Raw genomic sequence first — 23,650 nt, 5'->3', positions numbered from 1 at the left:
ACGCGGGTGACTGCCTCTCAGGTCGCCCGCGTCAGCCGCCGGGACGGCGTCCGGAGGCGCTACCTGCCGCGCGGCCTGGTCCGAACGTGCATCCGTTCGCCCCGGCTCCTCACGGCCACCACCGTGCACACCGCCGTCCGGGCTGACCGTCCGGCTGCTACGCGGCAGACAGGTTCTCCAGCAGGGACAGCGCGTCGCGCAGGCCGTGGGGCCGGTGGGCTCCGGGCAGCGGCAGGTGGGGTGACGCCCAGCCCGGCCCGGCGGCGACCACGGCCGGGCGGCGGCGCGCTCCCCGCACACCCCACCCCATCGCGCCGACGTGCCGGGCCAGCGGCCAGTCCGCCGCCGACGACGTCTGCGCCCACAGGACCACCGCCGACGGCCCGGCCCGTCGCACGGCCTCCTCCAGCGCCGGCACGGGCACCGCGGCGCCGAACATCAGCACCGGGAGCCCGCGCCGGGCCAGGCCCGCGGCCAGCGCCTCCAGCGGCAGCGCGTGCAGCTCGCCCGGCACGCAGGCCAGCACCACGGGTCCGCCGCGGCCGCTCCTCCCGTGCCGGGCGGGGGCCGTGCCCGGGACGTCTCCGGGCGCGGCGGCCGCCGCCGCCCGCAGCGTCGCCGACACGTGCCACGACAGCAGGTGCTCCACCTCCACGTACCGGTCCCCGGAGCTCGACCACTTGAGGCCGACGGCGCGCAGCGCGGGCATCATGACCTCCTCCCACGCCGACACCAGGCCGTACTCGCCGATCGCCGTCGTCAGCCCCGCCTGGACCGCCGTGGCGTCCAGCCGTACGGCCGCACGCGCCAGGCCGCGGCACTCCTGGCGTACGTCGCCCAGCGGCAGGCCGCCGCCACCGGTCGGCGGCGCGGGCGCCTTCTCCGCATCCTGCATCGTTTCGGCGCCGACCGGTGCGGACGGCCCGGTCGCGCCGAGCGCCGCCTTCGCCGCCTCGGCGGGCGGGACGCCCGCCGAGGTCAGCCGGCACATCTCCTCCAGCACGGCGATGTCGCCCGGCGTCCACCTGCGGTGTCTGCCCTGTTCCCGGAGGGACGGGCCCAGGCCGTAGCGCCGGTCCCACGAGCGCAGGGTGGTCGGCGACACTCCGATCCGCCGGGCCACCGCACCCGTGGTCAGCCCTGCGGTGTGCTCCGGGCGGGACGCGTCCATGCGCCCACGATACGTCGCCGAGACGACGCAGAATCAATGCAAGTTGTCCGGGATGCATCGTTCGCCAAGACTCGGTCGTACCGGTCGTCACGGCCGGCGCAGCGCTCGGCGGGAGGAAAGCCCATGAAGGTCAGCCCCCTGCGCGTCGTGGGCCCCGGTATCCGGTTGGCGTCCGGGGCGGACGGCCGTACGGCAGCACAGCACGACGACGACCGGACCCTCGCGGCCCGGGAGTCCCTCGCCGAAGAAGCCCGTGCCGACGAAGCCGTGGCCGACGAAGCCCGTGCCGACACGGAACTCGCCGCGGCGTTCGTGCGCGGCGACGAACTCGCCCTCGCGGCCGTCCACCGGCGCTGGTCCGCCCTCGTCTTCACCCTCGCCTCGCGCGCTCTGGGAGACCGCGACGAGGCGGAGGACGTCACCCAGCAGGTGTTCCTCGCCGCGTGGCGCGGCAGGCACGGCTACCGGCCGGAGCGGGGGTCGCTGGCCGGGTGGCTCGTCGGGATCACCCGCCGCAAGATCGCCGACGCGCTCTCCGCACGCACCCGGCGCCGGGACCTCTACGACAAGGCCGCCGCGCGTCAGGCCCCGGCGGCGGACGGACGCGTTCCCGCGGAGGCGGACGCCGTGCTGGACCGCGTCCTCGTGGCGCACGAACTGGCCACGCTGCCGGCCCCTCAGCGACGGGTGCTGTGCCTCGCCTTCTACGACGACCTGACGCAGGTGCAGATCGCCGAGCGGACGGGCCTGGCGCTCGGCACGGTGAAGAGTCACACCCGCCGCGGTCTGCACCGCCTCCGCCGGAGCCTCACCACCACCTGACTCACCTCCACAGCACGCCGTCGTCCTCGTGCTCGCGGACGCGGTACGCGATCATGCGGCGGAGGAGGGCGGACGGCACCGGGTCGCCGTAAGGGAGCCTGACCGTCCCCTTGCCGGTTCCGAAACCGGTGAGTTCGGCGGCGAAGGCTTCGCGGGTGCTGGGCGTGAACGCGACGTTCGCATGCTGCGCGTGGCCGCTGATCATGAACAGGATCGTTCCCGACGGATGCACCCACGCCGGATGGCGCCACTTGACGGCCTCGTCCGCCTCCGGCACGGCCTCACGTGCCAGGGCGCGCAGCTGCTCGAGCAGTGCGCGGGCCTGCCCGGTGAAGCCCTCAAGGTACGCGTCGATCGTCCCGGGCTCGCTCATGGCGCCAGTCTGGCAGGCCGGGAGGCGGGATCCGGCAGACGCGCGGCCGCCCCCGGGCGTCAGCTCATGCGGAGGGCGAGGAAGAAGTCGAGCTTGTCCTCGAGGCGGCTGAGGTCGCGGCCGGTCAGCTGCTCGATGCGGCCCACCCGGTACCGCAGGGTGTTGACGTGCAGGTGGAGCCGGGACGCGCACCGCGTCCAGGAGCCGTCGGCGGAGAGGAAGGCGTCCAGTGTCGGAACCAGCTCCGCCCGGTGCCGCCGGTCGTACTCCCGCAACGGGTCCAGCAGGCGCGCCGTGAACGCGCGCCGCACGTCGTCCGGCACGAACGGCAGCAGCAGGACGTGCGAGGCCAGCTCCGCGTGGCCCGCCGCGCACACCGCGCCGGGCCGCGCCGCGGCGACGCGCCGCGCGTGGCGCGCCTCCTCCAGCGCCCCGCGCAGCCCCTCCGCCGAGTGCACCGCCGCGCTCACGCCGAGGGTGAGCCGCCCGTCGTCGGCGAGACCGCGCTCCATCGGTGCCCGTACCGCCGCGCAGAGGGCGTCCGCCTCCAGCTCGGGCGCCGCCGCTGCCGCACCCCCCTCGCCCGGCTCGTCGCCCGCAGGGGCGGGCAGCGGCACCAGCGCCACCGCCTCGTCGCCGGTGTGCGCGACGGCGATCCGGTCCGCGGCCTCGCCCCCCGGCGTCTCCACGTCGACCAGCAGTTCCTCCAGGAGCGTCTGCGCCACCGGCCCGCCCTCGAGGGCGTCGGCGCCCTCCCCGGACCAGTCCACGGCGGCGGTGACGACCTGCCAGCGCGGAGCGCTGCCCAGCCCCGGCAGCAGCACCGGCGCGGTCAGCCGCAGCCGCGCGGCGATCTCCGCGGGCGGCGCGCCGGAGAGCACCAGCTCCAGGACCTCCTGCGCCAGCCGCCGCCGTACGGTCCGCGCCGCGTCCCGGCGTTCGCGCTCCACGGCGATGAGCTGGGTGACGCCGTGCAGCAGGTCGAGCCGTTCGGCCGGCCAGTCGCCGGTGTCGGCCTCCACCGCAAGCAGCCAGTCGGAGAGCACCGTGCGCCGCGGGTCGGCCGGGGCCCCGCCCGGGGCGTCCGCGCCGCCGCCCACCCGGAACAGCGCGTACACGACGCCGTCCACCCGCACCCGGTGCGGCCCGCGGCGCCCGGCCCGGACCGCGGCGAGGTGCTCGCCGGCCAGCCGGGCCCGCACCGCGGACGGCAGCCGCAGTGCCTCGCCGGGGGAGGAGCCCGCGACCTGACGCCCCGTCGAGGCCAGCACCCACGCCCGCAGGTCCAGGTCGGAGACGAGCAGTTCCAGCACCGCGTCCGGGCCGCCGCCCGCCGGTCCGGAGGACATCAGCCGGCGGTGCCGGTCGACCACGGCGGCGAGGTCCCCGGCCCGCCCCGCGGACACCTGCCGCACCACGTGCTCGGTGATCGTCGCGAAGGCGACGTCCTCGTCGACGGCGAACAGCGGCAGCCGGTGCCGTGCGCAGGCCGCGACCAGGTCGTCCGGCACCGAGCCCAGCTCGGCCTCACCGGCCGCGAGTCCGGCGACGCCCGCCCCGGTGAGGAGGCGCGCGAAGGGCTCGGAGTCCTCGGCGGAGTGCCGCCAGGCCAGGCCGGTCAGCACCAGCTCGCCGCCCGCGAGGTACCGGCTGGGGTCGCGCAGGTCGGTGGTCATGACGCCGCGCACCGTGCGGTCGAGCTCGTCGTCGCCGCACAGCAGCCGCAGCCCGAGCGACTCGGTCTCCAGGAGTGCGCGCAGCCGCATGTCGTCGCCCGCCGTTCGTCGCGATGAGTACTGCCGTGATCACCGTGCGCTGAGCTGCGCCCGGGTCTTGTTCGAATCTACAAGAGGGCGTCGTCGGCCAGCCAGTCGGTTCATGGTTTCGGTGACTGCACCGCTCCCGCCGCGCGTCGGTGTACTGGGTCACACACCAGATGAACGCAAGATGAACCGCTCCGGCCCCCGCTCCCGGAGCCGGTCCGCCACAGCCGCGCAAGCGACCTGAGAAGAGACACCCATGGAGTTCCTGCGCCCCGCCAGCTGGGAGGAGGCGCTCGCCGCGAAGGCCGAGCACCCGACAGCTGTACCCATCGCGGGCGGCACGGACGTGATGGTCGAGCTGAACTTCGACCACCGCCGGCCCGAGCACCTGCTCGACCTCAACCGCATCGCCGACCTGTACGAGTGGGAGGTCGGCGAGGACACGGTACGTCTCGGAGCGTCCGTGTCCTACACCCGCATCATCGAGCACCTGCGCGCCGAACTCCCCGGCCTGGCGCTGGCCGGCCACACCGTCGGGTCTCCCCAGATCCGCAACCGCGGCAGCGTCGGCGGCAACCTGGGCGCGGCCTCTCCGGCCGGAGACTCCCACCCCGCCCTGCTGGCCGCCGGAGCGGAGGTGGAGGCCGAGTCCGTGCGCGGCACGCGCCGCATCCCGGTGGAGGAGTTCTTCACCGGCGTGAAGCGGAACGCCCTTGCCGACGACGAGCTGATCCGTGCCGTGCACATCAAGAAGGCGGACGGCCCGCAGCAGTTCTCCAAGGTCGGCACCCGGAACGCCATGGTCATCGCGGTCTGCGCCTTCGGCCTGGCCCTGCACCCGGAGACCCGCACGGTCCGCACCGGCATCGGATCGGCCGCGCCGACCCCGGTCCGCGCCCGTGAAGCGGAGGACTTCCTGAACGCCGCCCTGGAGGAGGGCGGGTTCTGGGACAGCGGCGCCCGGATCACCCCCTCGGTCGCCCGGCAGTTCGCCGAGCTGGCCTCCGGCGCCTGCAACCCCATCGACGACGTACGCGGCAGCGCCAAGTACCGCCGGCACGCGGTCGGCGTCATGGCCCGCCGCACCCTCGGCTGGACCTGGGAGTCCTACCGCGCGGGCCGCAGCACCACCGAAGGAGGCGCACAGTGCGCGTGAATTTCACGGTCAACGGCCGCCCCTACGAGGCCGACGACGTCTGGGAGGGCGAGTCGCTGCTCTACGTGCTGCGTGAGCGGATGGGCCTGCCCGGTTCCAAGAACGCCTGCGAGCAGGGCGAGTGCGGCTCCTGCACGGTCCGCCTGGACGGCGACCCGGTGTGCGCCTGCCTGGTCGCCGCTGGCCAGGTCGAGGGCCGCGATGTGGTCACCGTCGAGGGCCTGGCGGACTACGCCCGGCAGCGCGCGGCCGGAGGCTGCGCCTCCGGCGCCTGCGGCGACGCGAAGAGCACCGGCACCTCGGTGGACGCGGCGCAGCGCTGGGAGGCCCGCCCGGCCGACTCGCAGACCGGTGAGGCAGCCGAACTCTCCACGGTGCAGCAGGCGTTCATCGACGCCGGCGCCGTGCAGTGCGGCTTCTGCACACCCGGTCTGCTCGTCGCCGCCGACGAACTGATCGAGCGCAACCCGGAGCCGTCCGACGCGGACATCCGCGAGGCGCTGTCCGGCAACCTGTGCCGCTGCACGGGTTACGAGAAGATCCTCGACGCGGTCCGTCTCGCGGCCGCCCGCGAGGAGACCCAGACCGCGGGAACGGGGGCCTGACCACCATGGGCGTCACACGCACTCCCACCTCCCTGAGCCAGGGCAGCCAGACCCGGGGCGGCATCGGCGAGTCCACCCTCCGCCCCGACGGCACGCTGAAGGTCACCGGCGAGTTCGCCTACTCCTCGGACATGTGGCACGAGGACATGCTGTGGGGCTTCACCCTGCGCAGCCCGCACGCGCACGCCGAGATCCGCTCCATCGACACCTCCGAGGCTTGGAAGCAGGCCGGCGTGTACGCCGTCCTCACCTACGACGACCTCCCCACCGAGGTGAAGAACTACGGCCTGGAGATCCAGGACACCCCCGTCCTCGCGCACGGGAGGGTCCGGCACCACGGCGAGCCGGTCGCGCTCGTCGCCGCCGACCACCCGGAGACGGCGCGCCGCGCGGCGGCGAAGATCGTCGTGGACTACGCGCCGCTGCCCGTCGTCCACGACGAGGCGAGCGCCACCGCCGAGGACGCCCCGCTGCTGCACCCCGGCCGGGACGACCACCACGCCTCGCACGTGCCGCACCCCAACATCGTGCACCGCCAGCCCATCGTGCGCGGCGACGCCGAGGCGGCCCGGGCCCGCGCCGACGTGATCGTCTCCGGCACCTACGAGGTCGGCATGCAGGACCAGGCCTTCCTCGGCCCGGAGTCCGGCCTCGCCGTGCCCGCCGAGGACGGCGGCGTCGACCTCTACATCGCCACCCAGTGGCTGCACTCCGACCTGCGGCAGATCGCCCCCGTGCTGGGGCTGCCGGAGGACAGGGTCCGCATGACGCTGTCCGGTGTCGGCGGTGCGTTCGGCGGCCGCGAGGACCTGTCCATGCAGATCCACGCCTGCCTGCTGGCGCTGCGCACCGGCAAGCCCGTCAAGATCGTCTACAACCGGTTCGAGTCGTTCTTCGGCCACGTCCACCGCCACCCGGCGAAGCTCTGGTACGAGCACGGCGCCACCCGGGACGGCCGGATCACGCACATGAAGTGCCGGATCGTGCTGGACGGCGGCGCCTACGCCTCCGCCTCCCCGGCCGTCGTCGGCAACGCCTCGTCCCTCTCGGTCGGCCCCTACGTCGTCGACGACGTCGACATCGAGGCGATCGCCCTCTACACCAACAACCCGCCGTGCGGCGCGATGCGCGGCTTCGGCGCGGTCCAGGCGTGCTTCGCCTACGAGGCGCAGATGGACAAGCTGGCCGCCGAACTCGGCATGGACGCCGTCGAGTTCCGGCAGCTCAACGCCATGTCGCAGGGCACCGTCATGCCCACCGGGCAGGAGGTCGACTCCCCGGCGCCCGTCGCGGAGATCCTGCGCCGCGTGAAGTCCATGCCGCTGCCCCCCGAGCGGCAGTGGGAGTCCGCGGAGGGCACCGGCGCCGTCGCCGGCACCGGCGTCGACGTACGGGCGCTGCCCGGCGGCCTGTCCAACACCACCCACGGCGAAGGCGTGGTGCGCGGCGTCGGCTACGCGGTCGGCATCAAGAACGTCGGCTTCTCCGAGGGCTTCGACGACTACTCCACCGCCCGGGTGCGGCTGGAGGTCGTCGGCGGCAAGCCGGTGGCCATGGTGCACACCGCGATGGCCGAGGTCGGGCAGGGCGGCGTCACCGTGCACGCGCAGATCGCCCGCACCGAGCTGGGCGTCACCGACGTCACCATCCACCCTGCCGACACGCAGGTGGGCTCCGCCGGCTCCACGTCCGCGTCCCGCCAGACGTACGTGACCGGCGGCGCGGTGAAGAACACCTGTGAGCTGGTCCGGGAGAAGGTCCTGGAGATCGGCCGTGCCAAGTTCGGCACCTACCACCCGGCGTGGGCCACGGCCGAACTGCTGCTGGAGGGCGGCAAGGTCGTCACCGACGGCGGCGAGGTGCTCGCCCCGCTCACGGACGTCCTGGAGGACGAGGCCGTCGACATCGAGAGCGAGTGGCGCCACCGGCCGACCGAACCGTTCGACCTGCGCACCGGGCAGGGCTTCGGCCACGTCCAGTACTCGTTCGCCGCGCACCGCGCGGTGGTCGAGGTCGACACCGAACTCGGTCTGGTCAAGGTCGTGGAGCTGGCCTGCGCGCAGGACGTCGGCAAGGCGCTCAACCCGCAGTCCGTGATCGGCCAGATCCAGGGCGGTACGACGCAGGGTCTGGGCCTCGCGGTGATGGAGGAGATCGTGGTGGGGGAGGACGGCAAGGTCCGCAACCCCTCCTTCACGGACTACCTGATCCCGACGATCCTCGACACGCCGACCATCCCCGTCGACGTGCTGGAACTGGCCGACGAGCACGCGCCGTACGGCCTGCGGGGCGTGGGAGAGGCGCCGACCCTGTCCTCCACGCCCGCCGTCCTGTCCGCGATCCGTGCCGCGACGGGCCTGGCGCTCAACCGGGTGCCGGTCCGTCCCGAGCACCTCACGGGCACGTAGCCGGCACAGCCGGAACGAGCCGAACGTGGTGGTCGCCGTGCACGCGCATTCCGCCGAACCCTCACCGTCGTGGTGCCTCGTCCTCGCGGTGGCATGCCCCGCCGCCGCGACGGCGACCGGCTCTGCGGGCGGTGCCGGCGGTGCCGGGCAGGCCTCGGCCGGCGGGCGGACCGCCCGTCCGCTCCGGGCGATCCGCTCCCGCCGCGACGGCGGCCAGCCGCTGCGGCCGGTCCCCACGGTGCCGACCGCACCGCCACCACGGAACGGCGCCGTCGTCCCGACGCGCCGGAGGTCACCGGCTCCGGCTCCCGGACCGGCCGGACCCCGGCAGCAACCTCGTTCCCGCCGCGGCGGCGGTCTGCCGCCGCTGCGGGGCCCGACCGTGCCGGACGGTGCCGACTGCACCGCGACCGCACGGTGTCACCCTCCGTACGGCCGACGCGCCGGGGGCCATCGGTCCCGGTGCCCGGCCGGGCCGCGCCGCGGCGGGACGCTCGCTCCCGTCGCTGCGACGACCGGCCGCACACGGTGGAGCCCGGCGGTGCCGACCGCACCGCGGCCCTGCTGTCCGGGGGCAGCCCGCAGGGTGCACCGGTTCTCCGGAGCACCTCTGCCGGCGTGGCCCCACGTCGGCGCGGCCCGCGCGAGCGGAACCGTGCCCGGCACACCCCCACAGAACGCGGCGAGGGCCGTCCCCCGCGTCGTGCATATCCCAAATCCCGCCGAACGACGGCGCGTCACGACGCGCCGGGGCGGGTGCCCCTGTGAACCTTGGGAGAAGGCACAAGATGACCCAGTCGCACGTGGAGCCCACGACCTCGCCCGAGGAGGCGGGGAACGGCTCCCGCCCCCCGGCAGGACGGTCCTGGCTCGACCGGTACTTCCACATGTCCGACAGAGGATCCACGCTCGCCCGTGAGGTGCGCGGCGGCGTCACCACCTTCATGGCGATGGCGTACATCATCCTCCTCAACCCCGTGATCCTGTCCGTTCCGGACGCCACGGGTGCCCGGCTCGACCCCGCCCAGCTCACCACCGCCACCGCGTTCGCCGCCGCGGCGACGACGCTGGCGATGGGCATCCTCGGCAACGTCCCCCTCGCGCTGGCCGCGGGACTCAGCGTCTCCGCCGTCGTGGCCTTCCAGGTCGCGCCGGAGATGACGTGGGGGAACGCGTTCGCCATGTGCGTCATCTACGGCGCCGTGATCATCCTGCTGGTCGTCACCGGCCTGCGGGAGCTGATCATGAACGCGATCCCGCTGGCGATGAAGCACGCCATCACCATGGGCATCGGCCTGTTCGTGGCGCTGATCGGCCTGGTCCAGGCCGGGTTCGTGACGAGCATGGGCGGTCCCGGCGGTGTCGCCGGGGCGAAGCCGATCCAGCTCGGCGTCCAGGACCAGCTCACCGGCTGGCCGGTGCTGTGCTTCGCGGTGACGCTGCTGCTGATCTTCCTGCTCCACGTGCGGCGGGTGCCCGGCGCGATCCTCATCGGCATCGTCGGCGGCACCCTCTTCGCCGCGCTGGTGCACGCCGTGGCCGGCCTGTCCGTGCAGGACTGGGGCGGGCTGAACGCCCCGGAACTGACCGGGTCGATCGTCAGCGCACCGGACTTCGGCCTGTTCGGCCAGGTCTCCTTCACCGGCATGGCCGACGTCGGCACGATCACCGTGGGCGTGATCGTCTTCACCCTCGTGCTGGCCGGGTTCTTTGACGCCATGGGCACGATCATCGGGATCGGCCAGCAGGCCGACCTCGCCGACCGGGATGGCAAGATGCCCGGCCTCAGCAAGGCCCTGGCGATCGACGGCGCCGGCGGCATCGTCGGCGGCGTCGCGGGCGCCTCCGGTCAGACGGTGTTCGTGGAGTCGACGGCGGGCGTCGGCGACGGCGCACGCACCGGGTTCGCCAGCGTCGTCACCGGCCTGGCCTTCACCCTGTGCCTGTTCTTCACGCCGCTCGCCCAGGTGATCCCGACACAGGTGGCCGCCGCCGCGCTGGTCGTCATCGGCTCGATGATGATGACGAACGCCAAGCACATCGACTGGAACGACCCGGCGACGTCCGTCCCGGTGTTCCTCACCACCGTCCTGATGCCGTTCACCTACTCCATCACCGCCGGTATCGCCGCGGGCGTCATCTCCTACGTGCTGATCCGCGCCGTGCAGGGCCGGTGGCGGGAGCCGGGATGGCTGATGTGGGTACTGGCACTGGTCTTCTTCGTCTACTTCTCGCTCGGGCCCATCGAGGCCTGGCTCGGAGTGAAGTAGCCGGAGCGGACGCACCGCCCCACCGCACCGCACCGCACCGACCCTGGAGGTTCCCCCGTGCTGGACATCGCCGCCGAACTGCACCAGTGGTGCGAGGAGGGCCGCGACTTCGCCGTGGCCACGGTGGTGGCCGTCAGCGGCAGCGCGCCCCGGCAGCCCGGCGCGGCGCTCGCCGTGGACGCCGGGGGCACCGCGGTCGGCAGCGTGTCCGGCGGCTGCGTCGAGGGCGCGGTCTACGAGCTGTGCGCCGAGGCGCTCCGGGACGGCCGGCCCGTCACGGAGCGCTTCGGCTACAGCGACGACGACGCCTTCGCCGTGGGTCTGACCTGCGGCGGCGTCATCGACGTGCTGGTCGTGCCGGTGCGCGCGGACGCGCCGTGGCGGGAGACGTACGCGGCGGCCGCGGCCGCGGCGACGCGCGGCGGCTCCGCGGCCCTCGCCCGTGTGGTGGCCGGTCCGCCGGAGCTCCTGGGGCGGGCGCTTCTCGTCCGCCCGGACGACGACAGCGGTGAGGGTCACGGCGACGGTCAGGGGCCCGGTCACGGCGACGGCGCGTCCGGTGCCGCGGGAACCCTCGGCGGGCACCCCGGCCTGGACCGTACGGCCGCCGCCGAGGCGCGCGCCCTGCTGGACGCCGGGCGCACCGCCACCCTCGGCATCGGGGCGGAGGGGAGCCGCTGCGGCGCACCCCTCACCCTGCTGGTGGAGTCGAGCGTGCCGGCGCCGCGCATGCTGGTGTTCGGCGCGATCGACTTCGCCGCGGCGCTGGTCCGGGCGGGGAGGTTCCTCGGCTACCGCGTCACGGTCTGCGACGCCCGTCCGGTGTTCGCCACGGCGGCGCGCTTCCCGGACGCGGACGAGGTGGTCGTCGACTGGCCGCACGACTACCTGGACGCCACCGAGGTCGACGCCCGCACGGTGGTGTGCGTCCTCACCCACGACGCCAAGTTCGACATCCCGCTGCTGGAGCGTGCCCTGCGGCTGCCGGTCGCCTACGTGGGGGCGATGGGCTCGCGCCGCACCCACGAGGACCGTCTCGCCCGGCTGCGCGCGGCGGGCGTCACCGAACTCGAACTCGCCCGGCTGTGCTCGCCCATCGGCCTGGACCTGGGCGCGCGCACACCCGAGGAGACGGCGGTGTCCATCGCCGCGGAGATCGTCGCCAGCCGCCGCGGCGGCTCCGGGCTGCCGCTGACCGGGGCCCACACCCCGATCCACCACGATGGTCCCGGGGCCCGCGGCGGGGCCCGGCCGATCGGCTCCGTCGCCTGAACTCGGCGGCGCAGCCCGGCTGCCGCGACGGCTCCCGACCGCTGCCGCGCGCCGCCCCCGGGCACGACGAAAGCCGCCTCCCACCTGCACGCCGGTGGGAGGCGGCCGTCGAGTGACCCTCGAACGTCAGGCTCAGTAGGGGCCGTTGACGTTGTCGATGCTGCCGTAGCGGTCGGCCGCGTAGTTGCAGGCGGCGACGATGTTGGCGACCGGGTCGTACTGGTCGTAGGCCGTGCCCTCGACGTGGTAGGCGTCGAAGGTGGGCTTGATGACCTGGAGCAGGCCGATGGACGGCGTGCCGTTCTGGGCGTTGATGTCCCAGTTGTTGATGGCGCTCGGGTCACCGCCGGACTCACGGATGATGTTGCGGTGGATGCCGTCGTAGGAGCCCGGGATGCCCTCCTGCTCCATGATGGCCAGCGCCTCGCGGATCCAGCCGTCCAGGTTGTCCGGGTAGGTGGCCTGGTCGGCCGACTCGCCGGAGGTCTCGGTGGAGGACTGCTGGGCCTCGCCGCCCTTCTGGGCCGACGCGGCCTCGAGGGTCAGCTCCTGACCGGGGTGGATCAGGTCCGGGTTCCCGCCGACCGTCTCCTTGTTGGCCTCGTAGACGGTCTGCCAGCCGCCCTTCACGTCGTGCGCGTTGGCGATCTTGAAGAGGGTGTCGCCGGAGGCGACGGTGTAGCTCTCGGCGGCGGCGGTCTGCTCCGCCTTGGCGCCGGCCTTGACGGTCTTCACGTTGGCGGCGGCCGGCGCGGAGGCGGGGGCGGCCTGGGCGGTGCCCGCTGCGGCGATCGGCGCGGCGACGGCGCCGCCGGCGGCGAGCGCGACGGAAAGGCGGGAGACCTTGCGGGCGTTGAACAGATGACGCGGGCGGCGGTGACGGCCACGGGACATGGTGGTGAATCCTCTCCTACGCCTGCGAGGTGAGCTGTCGGATTCGGGCGAGAAGAGTTGCCCGGCCATGTCCCGTCGCGTGGGGGCGCGATGAGGCATGGCTTCACCCCAAGCCGGCCGTCGTGCGGCGCGGCGCTTACCTGGTTCCCCCGCTCCTGCCGTTGCTGACTACTGCGCTTTTCCCTGGTGCCGGTCGGCAGGATTCGGCGTCCCGGCGCGGGAACCTCCGCCATGACGTGCGGAAGCGAGCACATAGGACCACAGCCGATTCGGCGGAGACAAGCTGCGGGAAAAGGTGACCTTCGCGTCTGCGATCTTTACCGGCCGGTGTTCCTCGACGCTTTGCGATGAAGCATTTTCCGAGCGTGAGAGCGGTGAATCCCCGGGATTTCCTAATCGTCAGGCACCGCAGGCGATTTGGCCGCGCGACGCATCCTGGGGCGTCCCGGTTCCCAAGATCGGCCATGGCGCGATGTGAGTCCCGCCACAAGGGACTTGGGGTGTTCCTTATATCCACCTATTTCCAGCTCTCCTGCCGTGGAGCGGTGTTGGTCGTGCGAGGGAAGCGTGGAGAGGGTGCATGTCGGACTTGCCTGTTTTGCCTGTCACCTCCGTCCACGGTGACGCACGCGCGACGCCCTTCCGCCCGTGCGTCCCGCCCTCGCGCGCGACCTGTGCAGGACGGCGGTCGCAGTGGCCGTGGGCTGGGGTACCGCTCGCTCCGGGGAAACCGCGTGTTACCGGGCGCGGTGGGCGCCGGGCCGCGATAATGGGCCCGTGACCGGGCCGTGATCCGGTCGAGAGCGGTGCCCGAAGTTCTTCCGGGATTTCTTCCCCCGCGACGTCGAGACACGCCGCACCGCTCCGACGTCTCCGGTGAGAGGCACCCGCAGGGGAGCCCCCGACGAAGGAGTCAGACCATGAAGTACATGCTGATGCTGATGTCAGCCCAGAAGTACTACGACGCCATGAGCGGAAACCCCTCCCCGGGAGCCCCCGCCTGGTCGGAGTCCGAGCTCAAGGCCATGTTCCAGCACATGGAGAAGCTCAACCAGGACCTCGTCGCGTCCGGTGAATGGGTCGACGCCCAGGGACTGGCGGAGCCGTCCCAGACCCGTCTGGTCACCGCAGACAAGGACGGCCGCCCCGTGGTCTCCGACGGGCCCTTCGGCGAGACCAAGGAGGTGCTCGCGGGCTACTGGATCGTGGACGTGGAGACCCCGGAGCGCGCCTACGAGATCGCCGCCCGTGCCTACTCCTGCCCCGTTCCGGAGGGCTCCGACCCGGAGCCGGCGGTCGTCGTCCGCCCCGTCCCGGACGGGCCGCCGGACCAGGCGTGACCACCGACCCCCGCATCGAGGACCTGCTGCGCCGCCACGCGCCGCAGGTCCTCGGCGCGCTGGTCCGCCGCTACGGCCACTTCGACGCAGCCGAGGACGCCGTCTAGGAGGCGCTGCTCGCCGCCGCCGTGCAGTGGCCGGCCGAGGGCCGGCCCGAGAACCCGCGCGGCTGGCTCATCCGCGTCGCCTCCCGCCGCCTCACCGACCAGCTCCGCAGCGACTCCGCACGCCGCCGCCGCGAGGAGGCGGACGCCGCCCTGGCCCCGCCGGACGCGCTCGTCGTCCCGCCACCCGGTGAGGACGCCGCCCCGTCCGACGACGACACGCTCAGCCTGCTCTTCCTGTGCTGCCACCCGGAGCTCACACCGTCCGCGCAGGTCGCCCTGACCCTCCGCGCCGTCGGCGGCCTCACCACGGCGGAGATCGCCCGCGCCCACCTGGTGCCCGAGGCGACCATGGCGCAGCGGATCAACCGCGCCAAGCAGCGGATCAGGGCCTCCGGCGCCCACTTCCGCACCCCGCCCGAGGAGGAGCGGCAGGACCGGCTCGCCGTCGTCCTCCAGGTCCTCTACCTGATCTTCAACGAGGGCTACACCGCCTCCTCCGGGACGGAACTGCTGCGCGACGACCTCGCCGCCGAGGCCGTCCGCCTCACCCGGCTGCTGCGCAGCCTGCTCCCCGAGGACGGCGAGGTCGCCGGGCTGCTCGCGCTGATGCTGCTCACCGACGCCCGCCGCGCCGCCCGCACGGGTCCCTCCGGCGAGCTGGTGCCGCTGGCCGAGCAGGACCGGGCCCGCTGGGACACGGCGCAGATCGAGGAGGGCACCGCGCTGGTCGAGTACGCCCTGCGGCACACCCGCCCCGGCCCCTACCAGGTGCAGGCCGCCATCGCGGCCCTCCACGACGAGGCCGCCGACGCCGACACCACCGACTGGCCGCAGATCCTCGCCCTCTACGACGTACTCGACCGCACCTGGCCCAGCCCGGTCGTCCGGCTCAACCACGCCGTCGCGGTCGCCATGGTGCGCGGGCCCGAGTTCGGCCTCGCACTGCTGGACACGCTCCGCGACGACCCGTACCTGGCCCGCGGCCACCGTCTCGCCGCCGCCCGCGGCCACCTGCTGGACATGGCCGGCGACCGCGAGGCCGCGCGTGCGGCCTACCGCGAGGCCGCACGCCGGACGCTGAGCGACCCCGAGCGGCGCTACCTGCTCGTACGCGCCGCCCGTCTGGCGTGATCGGGCCGGCCCCCCGGCGGGCTGGCGACGGACCGCCGCCCGGGAGGAGAATGGAGACGACCCCACGCAGGGGGGAACCACCCCCGGAGGTGCATCACGATGGCCCGCTACATGGACGTCCACGAGGGGATGAAGGGCATCACCGCAGACGAACTCAGGGAAGCCCACGCGGCCGACCTGGCCATCGAAGGTGAGGAGAACGTGCACTTCGAGCGCGCCTGGGCCGACCCGGAGTCCGGCGTCGTCTACTGCCTGTCCGAAGCCCCGTCCCGCGAGGCCGTGCAACGCGTCCACGAACGCACCGGCCACCCCGCCGCCCACATCCACGAGGTGCCGCTCACCGTCTGAGCGCCGTGCCGACGGCGTCGGACGACGTGCTGCCGTCGGCGCTACGCAGACGGCACGCGCCGCCCGGGCTGCGAGCGGCGGGTGCCTCGGGTCCTGTCGAGCCGCCGCGTTACACGTCCTTGCAGTAGGGCACGAACCCGGTGTTGTCGACGTACCGTGCGGTGACCCAGTCGCCGCTGCTGCGCAGCTGGTACCAGAGCGTGTTGCCGTCGATGTTCTGCGCGCGGACCTTGCACCGCAGTCCCACCTGTGCCCGGTAGCCGAGGCCGCCGGTGACGGAGGAGTCGGTGCTGGGGTATTCGCGGATGCTGAGCCCCGCCGGAGTGACCACCGTGCCGTAGGGCCGGGCGGGAGCCGCCCCCGCGGGAGCGACCGTCGCCGCCAGGCTGCCGATGACGGCTGCCGCCACGACACCTGCGCGAGCTGCGGGCTTGATGCGCGTTCCGATCCTCATGTGAGAAGTCCTTTCTGGGCGCACGAGAGAGGAATTGCACCAGATCTCCGTGGGCGTCCGGAAAGGACATGCGAGAAGAGGGCGGGGCACATCCGTTCGGCCTGTCCGGATACCGCGACGGGCACGGCGGGTCGTGGCGCCCAGCCCGTCTCCGGCCGACCCGGCCGGCATCCGGCCGACTATCGCAGGGCGATGTCCGCCAGCACCGCGCGGTGGTCCGAGCCCGGGAGGTCGAAGAAGGTCACCCCGTGGGTGTCGAAGTCGTCGCTCACCAGCACGTGGTCGATCTGCGCCCCCAGCGGCGGCGCCGTCTGCGTCGGCCAGGTCGGCGTACGCGACCGCCCCTCCAGGCGGGCCACGTCGCCCAGCCCCGCGTCCAGCACCGCGCGGAACGCCGCGTGGTCCTGCGTGGCGTTGAAGTCGCCCGCCATGACCAGCGGTTCGCCCGCCCGCTCGTCCGCGAAGTCCGCGAGCCGCCCCAGCTCGCGCTCCCACGGCCCGATCGTCTCCAGCAGCGGCGGCATCGGATGCGCGAGCTGCAACCTCAGCGACCGGTCCCCGACGTCCACCACGGCCCCCGGCATGGCCAGCATCCCCGGCACGGGCGGCGCGCTGCGCAGCGGGTACGCGCTGAGCAGCGCCGAGCCCTCCGCCGACCCGCCTTCGACGATCACCCGGTGCGGATACAGGTCCCGCACCTCGTCCGCCCGCAGCGCCGCCGCGCAGGCCGGGTCGCACTCCTGCACGGCGACCAGCTGCGGCCGTTCGTCGCGCAGCAGTTCACGCAGCGCGGGCAGGGCGTCGCCGTGGTGCAGGTTCGCGGTCAGCACGCGGAACCGGTTTCCCGGCGGATCGGACGTCCCGGCCGGAGCGTCCGGCCCGTACGGCTGGAGGAACCATCCCGTGGCGACCAGCACCGCGACCGCCCACACCACCGGCAGCACCCGGCGCGCGAGCACCGCCGCGACCAGCCCGAGCCACGCCGGAGCCAGGAACCACGGCAGGAACGCCAGCATCTGCGGCACGGGTGACGGCCCGTCGAGATCGAGGCCGCGGAAGACCAGGGGCACCGAGAACGGCAGCAGGAACAGCACCGCCAGCCACGCCCACACCCGCCGCCGCCGACGTCTGGCGGCGCGCCGTGCCGCCGCGTGGGCGTCGCGCGGTGCGGGTGGCGGGTCCGGCGCGCCCCGCAGCTCGGGCGGCGGCGCGCCCCGGTACTCGTAGTCGTCTGCCCCCGGCTGCACATGCCGATGGTGCCCCATCACGGCCCCGAGGTGCGGACATCCCCCCCCGTCCGTCGCATGTCGCGCACACCACCCGCACGCTTCCCGGGCCCGGGGCCGGCCCGGCACCCGCTCACCCTTCACCCGTGCAGCCCAACGTCTCCGTGCGGGCAGGCCGTCACCGCCGGTCCGCTCGCCCGTCACGTTCCGGAAGCCTCACACGACGTTCACTGGGCGGACCGCCCGACTGGTGGCACACTCCCGGCCATGGCTCTTGAGATGATCACCGCTTCGGCGGCGGGGACCTGGACCCTCGGCGACCGCACCGTCAACCGTCTCGGCTACGGCGCACTGCGCCTGTGCGGAGGATTCGACGGCCCGCCGACCGACCGGGACGCGATGATCTCTCTGCTGCGCCGTGCCGTGGAACTGGGCGTCAACCACATCGACACCGCCGCCTTCTACTTCTCCTCCCCCGAGTGCTCCGCCAACGCGCTGATCCGCGAAGCGCTGGCCCCCTACCGCGAGGACCTGGTCGTCGCCACCAAGGTGTGGCCGGGCCGGGACGCGGCGGGGGAGTGGTGGTGGGCCGATCCGGCCCAACTGCGGGGCCAGGTCGAGGACAACCTGCGGCAGCTCGGACGGGACCACCTCGACCTGGTGAACCTCCGGCTGCCGGGCAGCGCCTCCGACCGTTCCCTCGCCGAGCACTTCGGCGCCCTCGCGGAGCTGCGGGAGGCCGGGCTGATCCGCCACCTCGGCGTCTCCAACGTCACGGTGGACCAGCTCGCCGAGGCGCAGACCCTCGCACCGGTGGTCTGCGTGCAGAACGCCTTCGGGCTGGGGTCCACGCCGGACCGCCACGAGGTGCTGCGGGCCTGCGGCGAGCAGGGCATCGCGTTCGTCCCGTACTACGCGATCGCCCGCGAGGGCGGCGACGCGGGTGCGACGGGAGAGTACGAGGACCGGCTGCTCGCGGTCGCCCGGGAGCACGACGTCAGCCCGGCGCAGATCCGCCTCGCCTGGACGCTGCACCAGGGAGACCACGTGCTGGCCGTCCCCGGCACGGCGAACCCGCGCCACCTGATCGCCAACCTGGCGGTCGGGGCGATCCGTCTGTCGGCCGAGGACCTGGCACGCCTGCAAGCACAGTGAACGATTCCGGTGCCTAGACGGGCTGCCGTGCGCTCTGCTCGCCGCTCGGTTCGTCGGCCGGACCTGCCGCACGGGTGAGCGCGGCGACCGCGTCGAGGACGGACCCGGCGGCCCCGGCGCACGCGGGCGTCGCCCGGAACGTGCCGTCCGGACCGATCCGCTCTTCGATGCCGGGCACCGACAACGTCTCCTCCGCCGGGAGAAGGCCGACACGGCCCAGTACGGGCCGGAGCATCTCGATGGCGGGTGCCCCTCCGGACGTTCCCGCGCTGTAGCTGACGAGGCCCACCGGCTTCCCCCGCCACTCGGCGTGCAGGTGGTCGATCGCGTTCTTCAGCGGGGCGCTGAAGCCTCCGTTGTACATCGGCATCACGAAGACGAAGCAGTCCGCGGCCCCGACGACGGCGCTCCACTCCTTGGTGTGCCGGTGCACGTACCGGCCTTCGGCGGGGTGCTCGGGCTCGTCGAGGAAGGGCAGGGCCACGCTTCGCAGGTCGACGAGGGAGGTGTCGAACTCCGGGCGCCGCCCGGCGAGTCCGGCGAGCCAGACGGCGAGGGGGCGGCCGGCGGAGACACTACGTGTGCTGGCGGAGAGGACGAGGAGACGGTGCACGGTGGCACATCCCTTTCGGTGAGGTGGAGCCGTCGGAGGAAGAACTGCGCGAGGGGGCCGATGGCCACCGCGAACAGCACCGTGCCGAAGCCGACCGTGCCGCCCAGCAGCCAGCCGGAGACCAGGACGACGACTTCGATGGCCGAGCGCGCCGCGCGGACCGACACGCCTCGGCGCGCCAGGCCGGTCATCAGCCCGTCCCGCGGCCCGGGGCCGAAGCCGGCACCGATGTAGAGGCCGGTGGCGAAGCCGTTGAGGACGACGGCCCCCACCAGGAGCGGCACCCGGACGGCGAGCGTCTCCGGGCGGGGGAGCACCGCGAGCGCGACCTCCGCGACGAGCCCGACGACCACCACGTTGCTGAGCGTGCCCAGGCCGGGGCGTACCCGCAGCGGCAGCCAGGCGAGCAGCACCAGAGCCCCCGTCGCGACCACGACGCCCCCGAACGGGACTCCGGTGCTGCGCGCCACCCCCTCGTGCAACACGTCCCAGGAGGGCAGCCCCAGCGCCGCCGCGACCAGCGCGGCGATGCTCACCCCGAACAGCACGAGCCCGGAATACAGGCGGACGAGCCTGCGGAGCAGGGAGACGCCGCCCTGCGACTCCGTGGCTTCTGCTGTCACCCCGCCCTCCTTTTGGTTGACGTGTCATCTACTACTGTGCACGGAAGTAGGTGATGCGTCAACCAAAGTGGAGTAGGATCGCGGCATGAGCGAGGAACCGCAGTGGCTCACCGAGCGCGAACAGCGCGCGTGGCAGGCGTACCGACGGATGTTCCTGCTGCTCAACTCACGACTCGCGCGGGATCTCGCGCGGGACAGCGGCCTCTCCGAACCCGACTACGACGTGCTGTCGGTTCTGGGGTCCAGCCCCGGGCACCGGCGGCGCGTCACCGAGCTCGCCGACCGCATGCTCTGGTCGCGGAGCCGGATGTCCCACCATCTCGCGCGCATGCAGAAGCGCGGCCTCGTCGTCCGCGAGGAGTGCCAGACGGACGGTCGCGGCGCGAACGCCGTCCTCACGCCCGAGGGGGTACGGACCATCGAGACGGCCGCCCCACCCCATGTGGCGTCGGTCCGGCGGCACTTCATCCACCTGCTGACCAGCGAGCAGATCGACGCCTTCGCCGAGATCGGAGAGACGGTCGTCTCCCGCCTCGTCGACGGCGCGCAGGGCGCGCCGGACTCCTGAGCGCGCGGCACGCGGCGCGCGGGTGCGGGCCGGGCTCGGCGATGCGCCGCACGTCCGGCGGTCACGGAATGCGCAGCCCTTCACCGCCGTACGCCCCGTGCGTGGATACGGCAACATCGCTGCCGCATCCACGCGGGGGCCCGGGTCCACCTCAGCGCTGTGCGTGCGCGGCGTAGCCGACGAACGAGGCCCACGCGACGGGCGCCACGGCGAGCTGCGGTCCGGCGGTGACCTTGGAGTCCCGCACGTGCACGGTGTCCGCACACGCGGCCACCTCGACGCAGTTGTCGCCCGAGCTGCCGCTGTAGCTGCTCTTGGTCCAGATCAACTCGGTGGTCATAGCGCTCCTCGCATCTGTTCCAGCAAGTTCGCCGAGGCCCTGGGATCGAGGGCCTGTGAACGCAGCTTGCCATAGCGCTGGAGCATCGCGCTCACATCATCCGCTTCGGTGATGAGGATGCTCGACTGTTGGCCTTCTGAGTAGCCGACCCAGTGATTGTGGCCGGTTTCTGCGAGGTACATCAAACCGTCCACGCCTCCGTGATTCTCTTGCCGGAGCGGCATGATCTGTACCTCCACGTTGTTCAGGCGACTCTGGCGCAGCAGGTGGTCGATGAGTCGAGTTGTGACCTCGACGCCTCCAACACATCTGCTGATCAACGCCTGCTCGATGACGAAGCTGAACGCGGTGTTCGGCCGCTCGTGGAGAAGACTCTGCCTGGCCAGACGCGCAGCGACCTGACGTTCGATCTGCTCGTCGGTCAGTGGGGGCAATCGCCCGTCGAAGATGGCGCGAATGTACGGCTCGGGTTGCAGCAGGCCAGGGATGGCCCGGCATTCGTAGGCGTAGAGGGAGATCGCCTCCTCCTCGATGCCCGCCCACTGGTGGAACCACGAGGCGAGGCCCGGCCGACGGGACAGGTGGCGTCCGGCGGCCCGCAGCACGCGGGGGCACTCCAGTGCCGCGCCGGCCCGTTCGATGAACCGTGGCGGCGGGAACCGTTTGCCCTGCTCGATCTTCGCCACGTAGTGCACGGAGTACTCCACCCGCGGCGCGAACTCCTCCTGCGTCAGACCCGCTTCCTCGCGCAGCGCCTTGAGCACCGCACCGAAGGTGCGCAGGCTCTCCGACGTCTCCGGTTCCCCTTCGAATCCCGACTTGCCGTCCAGCATGTCCGGTGACCTCCCACGTGCCCCTGACCGAACACCAACTGACACATCGTCACCGTACGTATCCCACCCTGTCCACTGAGTGCACCCACCCAAAACCGCTTGTACCAGTGCAGAACCTGGGTGCGCGCCCCCGCCCCGGCGACGCTCGGCCGCATGACCGCAGCACTTCCACGACCCACCGTTCCCGCTCGCACGTTCACGCAGCTGTTCAGCTCGACGCGCCGGGGTGCGCGTCTCGCGCGCCGGTTCACGGCTCACCAACTCGACACGTGGGGGCTGCCGTACGGCTCCGACCTCTCCCACACCGCCGCCCTGCTCGTCGCCGAACTCGCGGCGAACGCCGTCCTGCACGGGCGGGTCGGCGGCCGTGACTTCCGGCTGACGCTCACGCTGGAGGCGGCGGGCCTGCGTATCGAGGTCACCGACACGCGGTGCGAGCGCCTGCCCACCGGCGGGCGGCGGCCACCGGCCGACGACGCCGAGTCGGGACGCGGCATGCTGCTGGTCGAGGCGCTGGCCGACCGGTGGGGCGTCCGCACCGGGCCGTTCCCGCTGAAGACGGTGTGGGCGGAGCTCAGCACCTGAGGCCGAGGTGTCCCAGCACGGAACGCATCGCGTGCCGCACCGCCCGGCGCGCCTCCTCCGTGTGGTCGACGGTCTCGAACCCGTGGTGGCCGCCCGGCACGTCGATCACCTCCAGGTCCGCCCCGCACTCCCTCGCCGCGGTGACGAACGCGGCGACCGTCGCGGCGATCTCGGGCCGTTCGCGCTCCACCCGCGTGAGCACCAGCGGCAGTCGGCCCGCGCCGCGCACCGCGTCTGCCGGGCGGAAGCGGGAGCCGGCCAGGCCCCAGTTCGGCAGCGGCGCGAGCACCGGGTACGTCGCCGCGACGCAGCGCAGCCACGGCGCAGGAGCGGCCAGCCGGTCCGCCGCGAGCAGGCCGCCGCCGGAGAAGAACCACAGCGCGACCCGGCTCCCGTCCACGCGCGGGTCCGCCCGTACGCGTGCGACGGCCGCGGCGACGTCCTCGGCGGCGCGGGCGTAGTCCGCGACGTCGTGCAGACCGTGGTCGACCGTCGCGCCGACGGCGCCGAGTTCCGCCGCGTACCGGGCGTACCCGACGAGCGCCGGCCAGTCGCGCGGCGTGGGCCGTGCGCCCTGCGGCACCGGGCCGCCGTGGACGAACAGCACCCCCGGTCGCGGCGTGCCGGCGTCGGGCGGGTACAGGTCGACCCGGCCGTCCCGCTCCCGCGGCCGTTCCGACACCTCCAGCAGGAACGGCCGCAGGTGGGGCGGGAGGTCACCGTCGGGAACGGTGAGTCGGCGGCCCTCGTCGCGGGCGGCCCGCAGCAGCACGTCCGCCAGCGCGCCGGGCGTGGAGAGCATCGGCCAGTGGCCGGTGTCCAGTTCGAAGAAGCCCACGTCCGGCCGCGCCAGCGCCCGCAGCCCGGGGTCGCCCATGTCCACCAGAGCCTGCACGGCGGCGACGCCCGCGCCGTTCGCGGTGCACAGCACGCCCGTCGTGGGCACCTCGGGCAGTGGGCCGCCGAGCCGCAGCGGCCGCGTGAGCGTCGCGTACGGCTGCGCGCGGGCGCGGCACGACAGGCGGGCCAGCGCCTCCTCCGGCACGCCCGACGTACTGCCGAGGCGCGCCCAGTCCTCCGGTGCGGGCGGCGGCAGCGGACCGCCGTCCTCCGGCACGTCCACGCCCGGCAGCAGCCCCGCCGCCGTGGTGCCCTCCCCGGGCGGCGGGGTGTCCACGTACACCAGGCGCGCCACCCGGTCGGGCCTGCGCGCCGCCGCACCCAGCATCGGGAGCACGCCGTACCCGTGGGCGACGAGCACCACGTCCCTGCCGTCCACCTCGTCCAGCAGCCGGGCGACCTGCTCGACATGCGTCTCCAGCTCCACCGCCGCCAGTCCCGCCCCCGCCGGAGTCACCGCGTGCACCGCCGCCCCCGACTCGCGCAGGCGCGCACCCACCGCGTCCCACACCCAGCCGCCGGTGTGCATCCCCGGCACCAGCACGTACGTCGTCATCGCCCCGCCTTCACCTCGTCCTCGTCAGGCCGCTCCCGGCCGCCGGTACCGTAGGAACTCCCCCTGAGGGAGGTTCAAGACGTGCCCGCCGAGAACGGTCCCTCCGACGACGCGCCCGCGTCCGGGACCACCCGCGC

General features: G+C 73.6%; 21 protein-coding genes, 2 pseudogenes and 1 riboswitch. Of the genes and pseudogenes, 12 read left to right on the top strand and 11 right to left on the bottom strand.

The window, feature by feature from the left end:
* Nucleotides 1-157 precede the first annotated feature (157 nt).
* A complete protein-coding gene (locus RM572_RS16850; RefSeq protein WP_311674179.1) occupies nucleotides 158-1,171 on the bottom strand; it encodes a MerR family transcriptional regulator in 1,014 nt (337 codons plus the stop codon).
* A gap of 123 nt (nucleotides 1,172-1,294) precedes the next feature.
* On the opposite strand from RM572_RS16850, the gene RM572_RS16845 reads away from it, so the two are divergent.
* Complete coding sequence (locus RM572_RS16845; protein WP_311674178.1) at nucleotides 1,295-1,993, top strand: sigma-70 family RNA polymerase sigma factor; 699 nt, start codon at nucleotides 1,295-1,297, stop codon at nucleotides 1,991-1,993.
* 1 nt (nucleotide 1,994) lies between these two features.
* Here the strand turns inward: RM572_RS16845 and RM572_RS16840 are convergent, their stop codons facing one another.
* Entirely contained in the window at nucleotides 1,995-2,366 is a 372-nt protein-coding gene (locus RM572_RS16840) for an iron chaperone (protein ID WP_311674177.1), read from the bottom strand.
* Nucleotides 2,367-2,425: 59 nt separating this feature from the next.
* Entirely contained in the window at nucleotides 2,426-4,132 is a 1,707-nt protein-coding gene (locus tag RM572_RS16835) for a PucR family transcriptional regulator (protein ID WP_311674176.1), read from the bottom strand.
* 253 nt (nucleotides 4,133-4,385) lie between these two features.
* On the opposite strand from RM572_RS16835, the gene RM572_RS16830 reads away from it, so the two are divergent.
* From RM572_RS16830 to RM572_RS16810, 5 genes are all read left to right on the top strand, one after another.
* The gene (locus RM572_RS16830) at nucleotides 4,386-5,285 is read left to right on the top strand and encodes an FAD binding domain-containing protein (protein WP_311674175.1); all 900 of its coding nucleotides are present in this window, start codon (nucleotides 4,386-4,388) and stop codon (nucleotides 5,283-5,285) included.
* Nucleotides 5,276-5,890, top strand: coding sequence for a (2Fe-2S)-binding protein (locus tag RM572_RS16825; protein WP_311674174.1), 615 nt, complete (start codon nucleotides 5,276-5,278; stop codon nucleotides 5,888-5,890). The genes RM572_RS16830 and RM572_RS16825 overlap by 10 nt, the downstream gene beginning before the upstream one ends.
* A 5-nt stretch (nucleotides 5,891-5,895) precedes the next feature.
* The gene (gene pucD / locus RM572_RS16820; protein ID WP_311674173.1) at nucleotides 5,896-8,298 is read left to right on the top strand and encodes a xanthine dehydrogenase subunit D; all 2,403 of its coding nucleotides are present in this window, start codon (nucleotides 5,896-5,898) and stop codon (nucleotides 8,296-8,298) included.
* A 788-nt stretch (nucleotides 8,299-9,086) separates the two neighbouring features.
* Nucleotides 9,087-10,568 (top strand): NCS2 family permease, encoded by a 1,482-nt coding sequence (locus tag RM572_RS16815; RefSeq protein ID WP_311674172.1) that lies wholly within the window; start codon nucleotides 9,087-9,089, stop codon nucleotides 10,566-10,568.
* Between the two features lie 57 nt (nucleotides 10,569-10,625).
* A complete protein-coding gene (locus RM572_RS16810; protein WP_311674171.1) occupies nucleotides 10,626-11,840 on the top strand; it encodes an XdhC family protein in 1,215 nt (404 codons plus the stop codon).
* Nucleotides 11,841-11,972: 132 nt separating this feature from the next.
* Here RM572_RS16810 and RM572_RS16805 read toward each other — a convergent pair whose 3' ends face one another.
* Nucleotides 11,973-12,734 (bottom strand): transglycosylase SLT domain-containing protein, encoded by a 762-nt coding sequence (locus RM572_RS16805; protein ID WP_311674170.1) that lies wholly within the window; start codon nucleotides 12,732-12,734, stop codon nucleotides 11,973-11,975.
* A 4-nt stretch (nucleotides 12,735-12,738) separates the two neighbouring features.
* Nucleotides 12,739-12,920: riboswitch (cyclic di-AMP (ydaO/yuaA leader) on the bottom strand.
* Between the two features lie 734 nt (nucleotides 12,921-13,654).
* Here RM572_RS16805 and RM572_RS16800 point away from each other — a divergent pair.
* The 3 genes and pseudogenes from RM572_RS16800 to RM572_RS16790 all read left to right on the top strand — a co-directional run bounded on the left by RM572_RS16800 (nucleotide 13,655) and on the right by RM572_RS16790 (nucleotide 15,660).
* On the top strand, nucleotides 13,655-14,074 hold the full coding sequence (locus RM572_RS16800; RefSeq protein WP_311674169.1) for a YciI family protein: 420 nt from the start codon (nucleotides 13,655-13,657) through the stop codon (nucleotides 14,072-14,074).
* Nucleotides 14,071-15,312: pseudogene (locus RM572_RS16795) on the top strand (RNA polymerase sigma factor). The gene RM572_RS16800 and the pseudogene RM572_RS16795 overlap by 4 nt, the downstream one beginning before the upstream one ends.
* Before the next feature lie 99 nt (nucleotides 15,313-15,411).
* Nucleotides 15,412-15,660, top strand: coding sequence for an SCO4226 family nickel-binding protein (locus RM572_RS16790; protein WP_311674168.1), 249 nt, complete (start codon nucleotides 15,412-15,414; stop codon nucleotides 15,658-15,660).
* A gap of 109 nt (nucleotides 15,661-15,769) precedes the next feature.
* Here RM572_RS16790 and RM572_RS16785 read toward each other — a convergent pair whose 3' ends face one another.
* Both RM572_RS16785 and RM572_RS16780 read right to left on the bottom strand, forming a co-directional pair.
* Nucleotides 15,770-16,114, bottom strand: a complete 345-nt coding sequence (locus RM572_RS16785; protein ID WP_311674167.1) for an SH3 domain-containing protein — start codon at nucleotides 16,112-16,114, stop codon at nucleotides 15,770-15,772.
* A 179-nt stretch (nucleotides 16,115-16,293) separates the two neighbouring features.
* On the bottom strand, nucleotides 16,294-17,361 hold the full coding sequence (locus tag RM572_RS16780; protein WP_311674166.1) for an endonuclease/exonuclease/phosphatase family protein: 1,068 nt from the start codon (nucleotides 17,359-17,361) through the stop codon (nucleotides 16,294-16,296).
* A 246-nt stretch (nucleotides 17,362-17,607) separates the two neighbouring features.
* Between RM572_RS16780 and RM572_RS16775 the strand changes: the two genes are divergently transcribed.
* Nucleotides 17,608-18,495 (top strand): aldo/keto reductase, encoded by an 888-nt coding sequence (locus tag RM572_RS16775; RefSeq protein ID WP_311674165.1) that lies wholly within the window; start codon nucleotides 17,608-17,610, stop codon nucleotides 18,493-18,495.
* 13 nt (nucleotides 18,496-18,508) lie between these two features.
* Here RM572_RS16775 and RM572_RS16770 read toward each other — a convergent pair whose 3' ends face one another.
* Together RM572_RS16770 and yczE are read right to left on the bottom strand one after the other, a co-directional pair.
* Nucleotides 18,509-19,108 carry an NADPH-dependent FMN reductase gene (locus RM572_RS16770; protein ID WP_311674164.1) on the bottom strand — a complete coding sequence of 200 codons (600 nt, stop codon included), beginning with the start codon at nucleotides 19,106-19,108 and terminating at the stop codon, nucleotides 18,509-18,511.
* Nucleotides 19,027-19,731: pseudogene (gene yczE, locus RM572_RS16765) on the bottom strand (membrane protein YczE); the annotation flags it as partial. The pseudogene yczE and the gene RM572_RS16770, both read right to left, overlap by 82 nt.
* An 85-nt stretch (nucleotides 19,732-19,816) precedes the next feature.
* On the opposite strand from yczE, the gene RM572_RS16760 reads away from it, so the two are divergent.
* The gene (locus RM572_RS16760; RefSeq protein WP_311674163.1) at nucleotides 19,817-20,299 is read left to right on the top strand and encodes a MarR family winged helix-turn-helix transcriptional regulator; all 483 of its coding nucleotides are present in this window, start codon (nucleotides 19,817-19,819) and stop codon (nucleotides 20,297-20,299) included.
* A gap of 151 nt (nucleotides 20,300-20,450) precedes the next feature.
* Here RM572_RS16760 and RM572_RS16755 read toward each other — a convergent pair whose 3' ends face one another.
* Nucleotides 20,451-20,639: a DUF397 domain-containing protein gene (locus tag RM572_RS16755; RefSeq protein WP_311674162.1), complete on the bottom strand. Its 189-nt coding sequence runs from the start codon at nucleotides 20,637-20,639 to the stop codon at nucleotides 20,451-20,453.
* Entirely contained in the window at nucleotides 20,636-21,472 is an 837-nt protein-coding gene (locus RM572_RS16750) for a helix-turn-helix domain-containing protein (RefSeq protein ID WP_311674161.1), read from the bottom strand. Before RM572_RS16750 ends, RM572_RS16755 begins: the two co-directional genes overlap by 4 nt.
* A gap of 153 nt (nucleotides 21,473-21,625) precedes the next feature.
* Between RM572_RS16750 and RM572_RS16745 the strand changes: the two genes are divergently transcribed.
* Nucleotides 21,626-22,057: an ATP-binding protein gene (locus RM572_RS16745; protein WP_311674160.1), complete on the top strand. Its 432-nt coding sequence runs from the start codon at nucleotides 21,626-21,628 to the stop codon at nucleotides 22,055-22,057.
* Here RM572_RS16745 and RM572_RS16740 read toward each other — a convergent pair.
* Nucleotides 22,047-23,513, bottom strand: coding sequence for an alpha/beta hydrolase (locus RM572_RS16740; RefSeq protein ID WP_311674159.1), 1,467 nt, complete (start codon nucleotides 23,511-23,513; stop codon nucleotides 22,047-22,049). The genes RM572_RS16745 and RM572_RS16740 overlap by 11 nt on opposite strands.
* Between the last annotated feature and the right edge of the window lie 137 nt (nucleotides 23,514-23,650).

Source organism: Streptomyces hazeniae, assembly GCF_031845485.1.
Lineage (GTDB): Bacteria > Actinomycetota > Actinomycetes > Streptomycetales > Streptomycetaceae > Streptomyces > Streptomyces hazeniae.
The sequence above is the reverse complement of the archived record's forward strand: the minus strand, read 5'-3'. Positions and strand labels throughout refer to the sequence as shown.